This window comes from Thermomonas sp. HDW16 (assembly GCF_011302915.1).
Taxonomy (GTDB): Bacteria; Pseudomonadota; Gammaproteobacteria; order Xanthomonadales; family Xanthomonadaceae; genus Thermomonas.
In genome coordinates this window covers 945,054-957,447 of record NZ_CP049872.1, presented here as the reverse complement: position 1 = coordinate 957,447, position 12,394 = coordinate 945,054, and the positions used below count along the sequence as shown (strand labels likewise).

General features: G+C 67.1%; 14 protein-coding genes. 8 read left to right on the top strand and 6 right to left on the bottom strand.

Annotated elements, in window-relative coordinates:
• Nucleotides 1–12: 12 nt before the first annotated feature.
• The 4 genes from G7079_RS04280 to G7079_RS04265 are packed head-to-tail and all read right to left on the bottom strand — an operon-like array spanning nt 13 to nt 2,091.
• Nucleotides 13–408 (bottom strand): DoxX family protein, encoded by a 396-nt coding sequence (locus G7079_RS04280; protein WP_166055882.1) that lies wholly within the window; start codon nt 406–408, stop codon nt 13–15.
• A 28-nt stretch (nt 409–436) separates the two neighbouring features.
• A complete protein-coding gene (locus G7079_RS04275; protein WP_166057831.1) occupies nt 437–1,237 on the bottom strand; it encodes a cobalamin-binding protein in 801 nt (266 codons plus the stop codon).
• 8 nt (nt 1,238–1,245) lie between these two features.
• Entirely contained in the window at nt 1,246–1,839 is a 594-nt protein-coding gene (gene pdxH, locus G7079_RS04270) for a pyridoxamine 5'-phosphate oxidase (RefSeq protein WP_166055880.1), read from the bottom strand.
• 48 nt (nt 1,840–1,887) lie between these two features.
• Entirely contained in the window at nt 1,888–2,091 is a 204-nt protein-coding gene (locus tag G7079_RS04265; protein ID WP_166055878.1) for a dodecin family protein, read from the bottom strand.
• Between the two features lie 117 nt (nt 2,092–2,208).
• Between G7079_RS04265 and G7079_RS04260 the strand changes: the two genes are divergently transcribed.
• Genes G7079_RS04260 through hemE form a run of 4 tightly spaced genes read left to right on the top strand, consistent with a single transcriptional unit; the run spans nt 2,209 to nt 5,197 of the window.
• Entirely contained in the window at nt 2,209–2,754 is a 546-nt protein-coding gene (locus G7079_RS04260; RefSeq protein ID WP_166055876.1) for a shikimate kinase, read from the top strand.
• Nucleotides 2,751–3,839 carry a 3-dehydroquinate synthase gene (gene aroB, locus G7079_RS04255; RefSeq protein WP_166055874.1) on the top strand — a complete coding sequence of 363 codons (1,089 nt, stop codon included), beginning with the start codon at nt 2,751–2,753 and terminating at the stop codon, nt 3,837–3,839. The genes G7079_RS04260 and aroB overlap by 4 nt, the downstream gene beginning before the upstream one ends.
• A 34-nt stretch (nt 3,840–3,873) precedes the next feature.
• Complete coding sequence (locus tag G7079_RS04250; protein ID WP_166055872.1) at nt 3,874–4,128, top strand: WGR domain-containing protein; 255 nt, start codon at nt 3,874–3,876, stop codon at nt 4,126–4,128.
• Between the two features lie 19 nt (nt 4,129–4,147).
• Nucleotides 4,148–5,197 carry a uroporphyrinogen decarboxylase gene (gene hemE, locus G7079_RS04245; RefSeq protein ID WP_166057830.1) on the top strand — a complete coding sequence of 350 codons (1,050 nt, stop codon included), beginning with the start codon at nt 4,148–4,150 and terminating at the stop codon, nt 5,195–5,197.
• Nucleotides 5,198–5,206: 9 nt separating this feature from the next.
• Here hemE and G7079_RS04240 read toward each other — a convergent pair whose 3' ends face one another.
• Nucleotides 5,207–8,713 (bottom strand): hybrid sensor histidine kinase/response regulator, encoded by a 3,507-nt coding sequence (locus G7079_RS04240; protein WP_240906238.1) that lies wholly within the window; start codon nt 8,711–8,713, stop codon nt 5,207–5,209.
• Nucleotides 8,714–8,795: 82 nt separating this feature from the next.
• Here G7079_RS04240 and G7079_RS04235 point away from each other — a divergent pair, with 82 nt between their 5' ends.
• From G7079_RS04235 to G7079_RS04225, 3 genes are read left to right on the top strand one after another with little or no spacing between them, the layout of a single operon-like run.
• Nucleotides 8,796–9,434, top strand: coding sequence for a YceI family protein (locus G7079_RS04235; protein WP_166055867.1), 639 nt, complete (start codon nt 8,796–8,798; stop codon nt 9,432–9,434).
• A 22-nt stretch (nt 9,435–9,456) separates the two neighbouring features.
• A complete protein-coding gene (locus G7079_RS04230) occupies nt 9,457–10,041 on the top strand; it encodes a cytochrome b (RefSeq protein ID WP_166055865.1) in 585 nt (194 codons plus the stop codon).
• Entirely contained in the window at nt 10,031–10,591 is a 561-nt protein-coding gene (locus G7079_RS04225) for a YceI family protein (RefSeq protein WP_166055863.1), read from the top strand. The genes G7079_RS04230 and G7079_RS04225 overlap by 11 nt, the downstream gene beginning before the upstream one ends.
• 7 nt (nt 10,592–10,598) lie before the next feature.
• Here G7079_RS04225 and G7079_RS04220 read toward each other — a convergent pair whose 3' ends face one another.
• A complete protein-coding gene (locus G7079_RS04220; protein ID WP_166055861.1) occupies nt 10,599–10,826 on the bottom strand; it encodes a glutaredoxin family protein in 228 nt (75 codons plus the stop codon).
• A gap of 69 nt (nt 10,827–10,895) precedes the next feature.
• Between G7079_RS04220 and G7079_RS04215 the strand changes: the two genes are divergently transcribed.
• On the top strand, nt 10,896–12,278 hold the full coding sequence (locus G7079_RS04215) for an L-serine ammonia-lyase (protein ID WP_166055859.1): 1,383 nt from the start codon (nt 10,896–10,898) through the stop codon (nt 12,276–12,278).
• The last annotated feature ends 116 nt before the right edge of the window (nt 12,279–12,394 follow it).

Genomic DNA, 12,394 nt, shown 5'->3' with positions numbered 1-12,394 from the left:
GTCACACCCTGCTCAGCGCTGGTTGATGGCGTAACGCCCCGGGCCCAGCAAGGTGATCGCCAATGCCGTCACCAGGTACATGCCCTGCAGTTCCAGCGCCCAGCCGCCCTGGTCGTTGAGCTGCCCGAGTTGGCCCATGTGCACCAACGCGAAGGCGAACAGCATGTTGATTGCGATCAGCGCCGCGCCGATGCGCGCATACACGCCCAGCAACAGCATGATCGGTGCCAGCACCTCGCCAACCAACACGCCGTAGGCGAGGAACGACGGCATGCCATGGGTGACCACCATCTGTTCGATCGGTCCAAGCCCGTGCCGCAACTTGGCGATGCCGTGCAGCAGGATCAACAGTCCCAGTGCGACACGTAGCACCAGCTTGGCCAGGTCGTCCATCGTCGTTTGTTTCATCGCTTCGCTCCCCCTGGATTGGCTGCGATCATAGCGTCCTGCGGGCCGCCCATTCGCGCACGATCCTTGCAAGCTCGGCCACGCCATCGCTCAACGCCGCCGGGCCCGGCTGCAGGATCAGCGGCGACTTGATCTCGTGCAATTGGCCATCGCGTACGGCGGGAATCGCATCCCAACCCGGGCGCGCCGCCACTTTCTCCGGGCGGAACTTCTTGCCACACCAGCTGCCGATGATGATGTCCGGTGCGCGTCGTATCACTTCATCCGAATCCTCAAGGATGCGCGCCTTCGCCAACGGCTCCAGCGCGCGTTCGGGGAAGATGTCGTCGCCGCCGGCGATGCGGATCAACTCGGCGACCCACCGGATGCCGGTGATCGGTGGTTCATCCCATTCCTCGAAATACACCTTCGGTCGCTGCGACAGCGATGCCGCTTCACGCTCGATGGCTTCAAGGCCGCGTTGCAGTCCATCGGCATACGCGTTCGCCTTGCCGACGGCACCGACCAAGGCGCCCAGCCGGCGGATGTAGTCCAGGATCTCCGCAACGCTGCGATGGTTGCTGATCCACACCTCCACGCCATGGCGGATCAGCGCGGCGGCGATATCGGCCTGGATGTCGGAGAAGCCGACCACGAAGTCGGGACGCAGCTTGAGGATCTCGTCGATCTTGGCACTGGTGAACGCGCTGACCTTGGGTTTCTGCTTGCGCGCGATGGCCGGGCGCACGGTGAAGCCGCTGATGCCGACGATGCGATCCTGCTCACCCAGCGCATACAGGACTTCGGTGGGTTCTTCGGTCAGGCAGACGATCCGGCGCGGGCCGATCATCGGACTGCTCACGGATACAGCATCCGCTTCGACCATGTGCCGGAGGTGCTGCACTCGTACAGCCAGCGTTCGTGCAGGCGGTATTGCGCGCCGTACCAGAACTCCACGTTGCGCGGCACGACGCGGAAACCACCCCAGCGCGGCGGGCGCGGTACATCGCGGCCTTCGAATTCAGCCTCGAAACGGGCGATGCGTGCCTCGAAGGTTTCGCGGCCGTCCAGCGTCTCGGACTGGTGCGAGGCCCAGGCACCGACCTGGCTGCCGCGCGGGCGGCTGGCGAAATAGGCGTCGGCTTCGCCATCGGCCACGATTTCGACATCGCCCTCGATCCGTACCTGCACGCCCTCGCGCACTTTCGGCCAATGGAACAGCAGCGCGGCCTGCGGGTTGGCCTGCAACTCGCGGCCCTTGCGTCCGTCCAGGTGCGTGTAGAACACGAACCCGCGCGTGTCGTGCGCCTTCAGCAGCACGACCCGCGCCGACGGCCGGCCATCGACGGCCGTGGCCACCGTCATCGCGGTGCGGTCGGGTTCGCCAGCGGCCAGGGCCTCGGCGAACAGGGTGTCGAAGGTATCGAGCATCTCGGGGGCAATGGTGGTCATGCGCGCATTGTCGCGCGCATGCCGGATCGGCGCACCCTCGAGGGGGCGTCAGTTGACGATGAAGCTGACCCGCAGGTTGACCCGCCACTCCTGCACGTTGCCGTCGTCGTCGGTGACGACCTTGATTTCGTTGACCCAGGCGCCCTTGATGTTCTTGACCGACTCGGAACACTTCTTCAGGCCATGCTTGACCGCATCTTCCATGCTGGTCTTGGAGGCGGCATTGAGTTCGATGATCTTGGCGACGGACATGGATTTGCTCCTTAGCGGGGTGGCCGGCGGGATTGCCGAACCCGCAGCCTTGCCGGTCATGCGTTAATTCCGCGCAGTCATGGCGTTCACGCCATCCGCCACTGCTAGCATGTTGCGATGCGCAATACCGCCGCCAACCGCAGGAACATCGTCCTGGTCGGCCCGATGGGCTCGGGCAAGAGCCATGTCGGCCGCCTGCTGGCGACGCGGCTGGGGCTGGCGTTCGTCGATGTCGATGCGCGAATCGAAGCCGATGCCGGCATGCCGATCCCGGCGATCTTCGCTTCCGAAGGCGAAGCCGGGTTCCGCGTACGCGAATCGCGGATGCTGGCGGGCACGCTGGCGCAGGCGGGCCAGGTCATCGCCACTGGCGGCGGCGCGGTTCTCGATGCCGGCAATCGCACGGCGATGCGCACCGCATCGAAGGTGGTCTACCTGCAGGTCGAACTTCAAGAACAACTACGTCGATTGGCCGGCGACACCGGCCGCCCGTTGCTCGACGTCGCCGACCGCGCGCAACGCCTGGCCGAACTGCAGGCCTTGCGCGAACCGCTGTATCGCGAGGTGGCCAACCTGCTGTTCGACACCGCCCACCAATCTCCCGAGCGCGTCGCCGAGGCTCTCGCGGCGCTGATCGCACGCGACGAGGAAATCCACGCATGAGCGCATCGCTGCAGCAGGTCGAGGTCGGCGGTGCCCTGCCCTATCGCATCGACATCGCCCCGAACTTGCTCGACGACGGCGCTCTACTCGCCTCGCACCTGCGCGGTCGGCATGCGCTGATCGTCAGCGATTCGCAGGTCGCGCCGCTTTATGCGCAACGCGTGCAGGCAGCGCTGGCCACCGCGCGACCCGAGGCAAAGATCGCGCTGCACGTGTTCGAGGCCGGCGAAGCCAGCAAGACGTTGGCGAATTTTTCCGGCGTGATCGACGCGCTGGCCGCACTCGGCGCCACGCGCGATGCCTGCATCTATGCACTCGGCGGCGGCGTGGTCGGCGACCTGGCCGGCTTCGCCGCGGCCTGCTGGATGCGCGGCATCGACTGCGTGCAGCTGCCGACGACGTTGCTGGCGATGGTGGATTCCTCGGTCGGCGGCAAGACTGCGGTCGACATCGCGCAGGGCAAGAACCTGGTCGGCGCGTTCCATCCGCCACGCGCGGTGATCGCCGACACCGCGACCTTGCGCACGCTGCCGCCGCGCGAACTGCGCGCGGGCTTCGCCGAGGTGATCAAGTACGGCGCGATCGTCGATGCCCCCTTCCTCGACTGGATGGACGCGAATGCCGAAGACCTGCTGGCCGGCGACGCACTGCTGGCCGAGGCGATCGCCCGCAGCTGCCGGCACAAGGCGGCGATCACCGAACGCGACCCGTTCGAACGCGGCGAGCGCGCCCTGCTCAACTTCGGCCACACCTTCGGCCACGCCATCGAGACCGAGCAAGGCTACGGTGGCCTCAACCACGGCGAGGCGGTGGCAGTCGGCATGGTGCTGGCGGCGCGGCTGTCGACCGCACTCGGCCTGGCCGATGCCGCCGACGGGCAGCGTCTGCGCGACCTGCTGCAACGCTACGGACTGCCGACCGAAGTGCCGGCGGGACTCGATCCGGCGGCACTGGTCGCACGGATGCGGCTGGACAAGAAGGCGCAGGGCTCCGGCTTGCGCTTCGTGCTGTGGGACGGCGCGGGCAAGGCGCGGGTGGTGGCCGATGTCGGCGAGCCGCAGGTGCTGGACGCGCTGCGCGGCTGAGCCCGAAAACGGGCGCAGGCCTTACAATTCGCAGATGCGCCTGCTGCTGCAACAACGCCCCGACGGCCGCGAAGCCCCGCGTTTCGTCCAGCTCCAGCTCCAGCCCGACCTGCTGGGCGGTTGGACACTGCTGCGCGAAACCGGGCAGATCGGCGGCCGCAGCACGCTCAGGCGCGAGCTGTACGTCGACCAGGCCAGCGCGTTGGCCGCGCTGGAATCTGCGCGCGATGCGCAGCTCAAGCGCGGCTTCCAGTTGATGTTCGCGCAGGGCGCGGACGCACCCCGCTAACCGGAATTCACCTGTGACCTTGAAGAACGATCGCTTCCTTCGCGCGCTGCGCCGCGAGCCCGTGGACTACACGCCTGTCTGGCTGATGCGCCAGGCCGGCCGTTACCTGCCGGAATACCGCGCCACCCGCAAGGCGGCCGGCAGCTTCCTGGCAATGGCCAAGAACCCGGAGCTGGCCTGCGAGGTCACCCTGCAGCCGCTGCGCCGCTTCCCGCTGGACGCTGCGATCCTGTTCTCCGACATCCTCACCGTGCCGGACGCGATGGGCCTGGGCCTGTATTTCGTCGAAGGCGAAGGCCCGAAGTTCGAACGTCCGCTGCGCACGCCGGCCGACATCGAAAAACTCGCCGTGCCGGACATGGAAACCGAACTGCGCTACGTGATGGACGCGGTGCGCACGATCCGACGCGAACTCGACGGCTCGGTGCCGCTGATCGGCTTCTCCGGCAGCCCGTGGACGCTGGCCTGCTACATGGTCGAAGGCGGCGGCAGCAAGGACTGGGGCAAGGTCAAGGCGCTGGCGCTGAACGAACCGGCAGCGATGCACAAGCTGCTGGGCGTGGTGACCGATTCCGTCATCGCCTATCTATCCGCGCAGCATGCGGCCGGCGCGCAGGCGCTGCAGGTATTCGATACCTGGGGCGGCACGCTTGGCCCGGCGATGTACCGCGAATTCTCGTTGCCGTACCTGACCCGCATCGCACGTGAGCTGAAGGATATCGGCGCGCCGGTGATCCTGTTCGGCAAGGGCAATGCGCCGCACCTGGACGACCTGTTCACCAGCGGCGCCGATGCCATCGGCGTGGACTGGACGGTGACGCTGGAGGACGCGGCACGCCGCGCCAACGGCCGTGTGGCACTGCAGGGCAACCTCGATCCGGCGATCCTGTACGGCAGCCCGGCCGCCATCCGCGGGCAGGTGCAATCCACGCTAGACAGCTATGCCGCCGGCAATGGCGGCTCGCGCGAAGGCCATGTGTTCAACCTCGGCCACGGCATGTCGCCGGACATGAACCCCGACCACGTGGCGGTGCTGGTCGAGGCGGTACACACGCTCAGCGCGCGCTGAGGCAACGACTCAGCGCAGGGCCGCACCCAGCGCCTGCGCGAGCACCGCACCGCTGACCGGCTTGCGCAGGAAATCGTCGAAACCGGCCGCACGTGCCTGGGTTTCCGCCTCCGCATCGGAACGCGCGGTCACCGCCAGCAGCGGCGCCGCGAAACCCTGCGCGCGCAACATCCGCGCCAGCGCAAGGCCATCCAGCCCCGGCAGGTCGAGATCGAGCAGGGCCGCATCGAAACGGCGCGTGGCGGCTTCCGACAACGCCGCCAATCCGTGCGCGGCATGCACCACTGCATGGCCCTGTTCGCGCAACAGCTCCAGCATTACCTCGACGACGATCGGATCGTCTTCGACCAGCAATAGATGCAACGCGCCGCTGTCTGCAAGCGGCGCCGGCGATGTTGCCTGCGGCACGGTCCCGGTGGATGCCAGCGGCAACTCGACGATGAAGCGGGTGCCACGCCCCGGTTCGCTGCCCACCGCGATGCGGCCGCCCATCGCCGCGGCGAGCTCCTGGCTGATTGCGAGCCCCAGCCCACTGCCGCCATAACGCGATGCAGTGCGCGCGCCTTCGGCCTGTTCGAAACGGCGGAACAGCCGCGATTGTTGCTCGATGCTGAGCCCCGGGCCACTGTCGGTCACCTTGAAGCGCACGCCTTGCGGCGACAGCGCGGTGGTTTCCAACGCCACGTGACCGGTTTCGGTGAACTTGATCGCATTGCCGAGCAGGTTGAGCAGGATCTGCTGGATGCGGGTACGGTCGCCATGCACGGCAGCCGGTACGTCTCCCGCCATCGCGTCGAGGAACGCCAGTCCCTTGCGCTCGGCCACCGGCGCCATCAGCCCGGCCACTTCATCCAGCAGCGGGCGCAGTGCGAAATCCGCATTCGCGAGTTCCAACTTACCGGCTTCGATACGGGCAAGATCCAATGCATCGTTGACCAGCCGCAACAGGTGCTCGCCGGCGCGATGGATCGCATCCACCTGGCTGCGCTGCTTCTCGTCCAGCCGGCTGCCGCGCAACAGCTCGCTCATGCCCAGTACGCCGGTCATCGGCGTGCGCACCTCGTGGCCGAGCGTGGCGAGGAAACGCGATTTCGCATCGGAGGCCTGTTCGGCCAATGCGCGCTTTTCCTCGTTGAGTTGCATCGCATGGCGGCGCTTCAGCCTGGCACGGTAGGACGCGGCCGCGGCGAGCATCGCAAGCAACGCCAACAGCGCGTACAACCCCATCGCCCACCAACTGCGCCACCACGGCGGGGGCACATCGAATACCAGCTGCTGCTCCTTCGCCGCGTTTCCGGCGGCATCTCGCGCGCGGATACGCAACGTGTAACGGCCGGGCGCAAGTCCGGTGAACACGCGCTCGCCGTTCGCGCCAAGCGCCACCCAATCGTGGTCGAACCCGTCCAGCTTCGACCAGTAGCGGTTGGATTCGGGATCCGCATATGCCAGCAGGCGCGCACGGATGCGGAACTCGCGTTCGCCGCTCGCGAGCCGCAGCAATCCCACCGGCATCGGCATGTCCCGCCATTCGCCGTTGCGGCGTACCGAGAGCTGGTCGAAGCGCAGCGATGGGCGCGACGACACGGGATCGGCCGCATTGGTATCCACCAGCACGATGCCGCCATCGGCAGTGGCGGCCGCCAGCACGCCTTGCGTGCTCATCGCCAGCGCACGATCCAGGTATTCCTGGCTGGTGGTGCCATCGCGCACGCCATGGCGGCGCAGGTTGCGGTTGGCCGGGTCGTAGCGGTAAAGCCCGCGCGACGTCGACAACCAGACCCGGTGGTGGCGGTCCACCTGCACGCCGGATGCGCCCACTGCCGGCACGCCGTGGGCGGTATCGGCTTGCTCGCCGATGCGCCATGCACCGCCATCGCGGCGGTATTGCACGAGTCCGGACTGGCGCTGCAACCACAGCGTGGCATCGCCATCGAATGCCAGTGCGTACACGCGCTCGGCACCAAACTCGGGCAATGGGTGGAATTCGTTGCCGACAGCATCCAGCATCGCCATGCCGTCCGCACCGGCCACCCAGACCTCGCCATGCGGCGACAGCGCCAACGCCTCGATATCGCCAGTCGCCAAGCCATGCGCGGCGTCCGCGGGAATATCGCGCAGCACATGGCCGCTCGCGGGGTCGCGCTGCTGCACGCCGCCGCCGGGTGCGGACAGCCAGAGGCTGCCATCGGCCGTGACCTGCAGCTGGTCGATTTGCCCGCGCGGCGTTGCATCGAGTCCGTCGCCGACGCGCCATTCATCGATGGCGCCATCACTGCCCACGCGTATCAGCCCGTTGCGATGCCCCAGCCACAGACGCCCGCCGCGGTCCTCCGCGATGGACAACACCTTGATCCCGCGCAGGCGGGCGATGCCGTCTTCGTCCAGCGTGCGAAGGCTGCCGTCCGCGGACAGCTGCTCGACCATGCCGTTGAAACCGCCCAGCAAGAACCCGCCGTCGCGCGATGGCGCCAATGCGCGGTACATCGCGCCCTGCAGACCGTCGGCAGCGCCGGCGTATTGCGCCAGCTGCCGCCAGTCGGCGCGCAAGTACCCCAGGCCCAGGCCCGCAACCGGCACCCACAGGCCGCCTTCCGGATCGAGCAGCAGCGCATTGATGCCGCGCGGCATGTCCGGCCCGGCCAGTCGCACCGGCACCGGCGGTTCGTCGCCGGCTTGCCGCCACAGGCCGCGCTGGCTGGCGATCCAGAGACCGCCATCGCCGTCGCGGACGATGACGTTCATTGCGTTCGGGCGATGGAACATCGGCGACCATGCCGGTTGCGACCATTTGCCTTGCGCATCCAATCGCCACACGCCGGCCGAGGTACCCACCCACAGGCCATCGGCCTGTTGGGTCAGTGAAAACACCAGCGGCACCTCGTCGGTTCCGGTCAGGCGCACGCCTTCGATGCGGCCGTCGCGCATGCGCGCCAGCCCATGATCGGTACCGATCCATACGCTGCCATCGGCCTGTACCGCCAACGCCAGCACCGTGTCGGACGGTAGGCCGTCGCGCTTGGCGGTGTAGCGACGGATGCGGCCTTGCGCATCCATCCGGTGCAGGCCGCCGTCATAGGTGCCGAACCACACCGTATCGCCCTGATTCGCGAAGGCCCAGACATCGTCGCTGCCCATCTGCGGATGCGTGGCCTTGCGGTAATGGACGAACGCCTGCCGCTGCGCGTCCAGCACGCTGATTCCGCCGCCTTCGGTCGCCGCCCACACGCGGTTGCCGGCATCCACCATCAATGCCTGCACGTTGTTGCCCGGCAGGCCTTGCAGGTTGCCGGGCTGGTGCTGCCAGACTCGGATACCGACGCCGTCGTAGCGCGCCAGACCGTCGGCCGTGGCGATCCACAGGTAGCCGTCGCGGTCGCGCGCCAGCGCCTTGATGTCGGTCGAAGGCAATCCCTGTTCGGCGCCGACGATGCGGAACCTCGGCCGCTCCGGCACCGCCGCGAACGCACAGGCGCAGGCCAGCCACAACCACAGGATGGTGCCGATCCTTAGCAACATGACTCCCCCTTGGGCCATGCTGGCAACGCAACGTTGCGGATGCAAGCGCCGCATGCGCCCCGGTCAGGCCTAGAATCGCGCCATGCACGACGCACCGAGCCCGCGCACTTACGCCACCACCTTCATCGCGGTGCTGTGCGCCTGCACCGCGGCCAGGGCAGGCGAACCGGTGCGTTACGCCATCGACCCGGTGCATACGCGGGTCATGTTCGAGATCGACCACGCCGGTTTTTCCAAGGCGATCGGTACCGTGTCGGGCAGCGAGGGCAGCCTGCTGTTCGATGCCGAAGACTGGAGCACCGCAAAGCTGGACGTGGCGGTACCGATGCAGCGTCTGGACATGGGCGACGCGAACTGGGCCATGGCGGTGTTCGCGCCACGTTTCCTCGACGTGAAGCATTACCCACAAGCGCGTTTCGTCTCTTCCGAAGTGAAACAGCTGGAGGGCAACCGCGGCTCGGTCTGCGGCGAGCTGACGCTGCATGGCGTGACCCGCCCGCTGTGCATGGCGCTGACCCTCAATCGCATCGCGCGCTATCCCTTGCCGCCGTTCCGGCGCACCGCAGGCTTCTCCGCCACCGCCACGCTCAAGCGCAGCGACTTCGGGATGACCTCCTGGCAGTCGCTGGTCGGCGATAGCGTCGAGCTGCGCATCGAAGCCGAGCTGACGCGGCAAGCCGGCGACGCGCCCGCCATCGCCGTCGAACCCAACGCCCATTGACCAAACAACCAGGACGCACGACATGCCGCTGAAAAACACCAGGGATCAATGGGGCACGGTCAGCAAGACGCTGCATTGGCTGGTCGTGGCACTGATCCTGGCGATGGCGTGGCTGGGCCTGACCATGGGCGACATGCCGAATGGTCCGGACAAGATCGCCCGGTACGCGCTGCACAAGTCGATCGGCATCAGCATCCTCGCACTGATGGCCTTACGCCTGCTGTGGCGCCTTTACGCGGGTGCGCCGGATCCAGTGCCTGGCACACCGCGCTGGCAGGAACGCATTGCCACGCTCACGCACTGGGCGCTGTACGCCTTGCTGTTCGCGGTCCCGGTCAGCGGCTGGGTGATGAATTCAGCGGCGGGTTTCCCCCTGCAGTGGTTCGGGCTGTTCAACCTGCCCGCCATCGCAGGCAAGGATCACGACCTGCACGAACTGACCGAAGAAATGCACGAACTGCTGTTCTGGGCAATGGCGACCGTGGCCGTGCTGCATGCAGCGGCGGCCTTCTACCACCACCTGTTCCAGCGCGACGCCACCCTCGCCCGCATGCTGCCGGCCGGCCGGCCGCGCACCGATGCAACGGAGAACCACGATGCCGCATGAAAGCCGCCTGATCGTACCGGCCTTGCTGTCGGTCTTGCTGTCGGCCCCGGTCTTCGCCGCGGACTACGCACAAGCGCCCGGCTCCAGCCTGGCCTTCGCCGGCAGGTACCAAGGCGAGGTCTTCATCGGGAAATTCCCCGGCTTCAATACCCGGTTTTCATTCGATCCGAAGCAACTGGCAGGCTCGAAGCTGGAGGTGGCGATCCCGTTGGCCACCGCCAGCACCGGCAACGCCGACTACGACGGCGAGCTGCGCGGCAATGCGTTCTTCAACAGCGCGGCATTCCCGCATGCAAAGTACGTCGCCACGAAATTCCGTGCCCTGGGTGGCGGTCGATACGCCGCGGACGGCACGTTGTCGCTGCGTGGCGTGAACAAGCCGGTGACGCTCGAGTTCACCTGGACGCCCGGCGCCAAGCCCGTGCTCAGCGGCAAGGCCACGGTGAAGCGGCTGGACTTCGGCGTGGGCGGCGGCGACTGGGCCGACACCACGCTGATTCCGGACGCCATCGCGATCAGCACCAAGGTGGTATTCGCCCCGGCGAAGTGACTTCGGTTCAGCGCGCGAACAGCGCCTGCAACTGCGCGGCATCGAACGGCCAATCCAGTTCGATGCCACGCGAGTCGTCGCGCAGCACCGGCACGCGCACGCCGTAGCGCTCCTCCAGCGTGTCGTCGTCGTCGATGAACACGCTTTCGAACTCCGGTGCACGCACCTGTGCCAGCACCTCCAGCGCCAGGTCGCACAGGTGGCAGGTGTCGCGCTGGTAGAGGATAAGGGCCATACGCCTGCGTGCGCCTGATGTTCGTAGTCGGCCTAGAATAATCGTCATCGAGTATCCGGGCTTCGCCGCATGGCCGTTTCCACGTTCGACCTCTACAAGATCGGCATCGGCCCGAGCTCCTCGCATACGGTCGGGCCGATGCGCGCCGCCGCGCGCTTCGTCGAACACCACCTCACGGAAGCCGGCCGGCTGCAGGACGTGGCACGCATCCGTGCCGAGGTGTTCGGCTCGCTGGCACTGACCGGACGCGGCCATGGCACCGACAAGGCGGTATTGATGGGACTGGAGGGCCATTGGCCGAACCAGATCGATCCGGACATCATCCCTACCGCGCTGGAGCGCATCCGCGGCGAGAAAAAACTCCGCCTGCACGGCCAGCATGAGATCGCCTTCAACGAAAAAAGCGACCTGGTGATGAACAAGCGGCAGAAGTTACCGTTCCACACCAACGGCATGCGCTTCATCGCCTTCGACGCGGACGGCGGCGAGATCGCCTCCCGCGACTATTACTCGGTGGGCGGCGGCTTCGTGGTCAACCAGGACGAAGCGGCCGAGGATCGCATCGTCGCCGACACCACCGAACTGGCGTGGCCGTTCCATACCGGCAACGAATTGCTGGAGCAATGCGAGCGCAGTGGCTTGTCGATCGCCCGGCTGATGTTCGCGAACGAGAAGGCCTGGCGCAGCGAAACCGAGATCCACGCCGGCCTGCGCGAGCTGTGGCAGGCGATGCAGGATTGCATGGCGCGCGGCATCCGCGAGCACGGCACCCTGCCCGGCGGCTTGCACGTGACACGGCGCGCACCATCGCTGCACGCAGAATTGTCGGCCAAGCCGGAAGCGGCGATGCGCGATCCGCTGACCGTCCTCGACTGGGTCAATCTGTACGCGCTCGCGGTGAACGAGGAAAACGCCGCCGGCGGCCGCGTGGTCACGGCGCCAACCAACGGCGCGGCCGGCATCATCCCGGCGGTGTTGCATTACTACGACCGCTTCTGCCCCGGCGCCAGCGAACAGGGCGTGTTCGATTTCCTGCTCACCGCGGCGGCGGTCGGCATCCTCTACAAGGAAAACGCCAGCATCAGTGGCGCGGAAGTCGGGTGCCAGGGCGAAGTTGGCGTGGCCTGTTCGATGGCGGCGGCCGGCCTGACCGCCGCGCTTGGCGGCAGCCCCGGGCAGATCGAGAATGCCGCCGAGATCGGCATGGAGCACAACCTGGGCCTGACCTGCGATCCGATCGGCGGACTGGTGCAGATTCCGTGCATCGAGCGCAACGCGATGGGCGCGGTCAAGGCGATCAACGCCAGTCGGATGGCCCTGCGTGGCGACGGCAAGCACAAGGTCAGCCTGGACAAGGTGATCAAGACCATGCGCGATACCGGCCGCGACATGCAGGACAAGTACAAGGAAACCAGCCGAGGCGGGCTGGCAGTGAACGTCATCGAATGTTGACGGTCGCCGGCGGGCGGTGCCTCCGAGCAGCCGAACGGTTTCACCCGATACGGTTCTGCGCTTAGACTGCGGGCATGCAAGCCGTCTTGGCGAGCGTGCTACGGGGGGCACTGCTG

Excerpts from the sequence above, each read along its gene's own strand:
- G7079_RS04280 (WP_166055882.1), bottom strand. The coding sequence starts at position 408 with ATGAAACAAACGACGATGGACGACCTGGCCAAGCTGGTGCTACGTGTC.
- G7079_RS04275 (WP_166057831.1), bottom strand. The coding sequence starts at position 1,237 with ATGATCGGCCCGCGCCGGATCGTCTGCCTGACCGAAGAACCCACCGAA.
- pdxH (WP_166055880.1), bottom strand. The coding sequence starts at position 1,839 with ATGACCACCATTGCCCCCGAGATGCTCGATACCTTCGACACCCTGTTC.
- G7079_RS04265 (WP_166055878.1), bottom strand. The coding sequence starts at position 2,091 with ATGTCCGTCGCCAAGATCATCGAACTCAATGCCGCCTCCAAGACCAGC.
- G7079_RS04260 (WP_166055876.1), top strand. The coding sequence starts at position 2,209 with ATGCGCAATACCGCCGCCAACCGCAGGAACATCGTCCTGGTCGGCCCG.
- aroB (WP_166055874.1), top strand. The coding sequence starts at position 2,751 with ATGAGCGCATCGCTGCAGCAGGTCGAGGTCGGCGGTGCCCTGCCCTAT.
- G7079_RS04250 (WP_166055872.1), top strand. The coding sequence starts at position 3,874 with ATGCGCCTGCTGCTGCAACAACGCCCCGACGGCCGCGAAGCCCCGCGT.
- G7079_RS04240 (WP_240906238.1), bottom strand. The coding sequence starts at position 8,713 with ATGTTGCTAAGGATCGGCACCATCCTGTGGTTGTGGCTGGCCTGCGCC.
- G7079_RS04235 (WP_166055867.1), top strand. The coding sequence starts at position 8,796 with ATGCACGACGCACCGAGCCCGCGCACTTACGCCACCACCTTCATCGCG.
- G7079_RS04230 (WP_166055865.1), top strand. The coding sequence starts at position 9,457 with ATGCCGCTGAAAAACACCAGGGATCAATGGGGCACGGTCAGCAAGACG.
- G7079_RS04225 (WP_166055863.1), top strand. The coding sequence starts at position 10,031 with ATGCCGCATGAAAGCCGCCTGATCGTACCGGCCTTGCTGTCGGTCTTG.
- G7079_RS04220 (WP_166055861.1), bottom strand. The coding sequence starts at position 10,826 with ATGGCCCTTATCCTCTACCAGCGCGACACCTGCCACCTGTGCGACCTG.
- G7079_RS04215 (WP_166055859.1), top strand. The coding sequence starts at position 10,896 with ATGGCCGTTTCCACGTTCGACCTCTACAAGATCGGCATCGGCCCGAGC.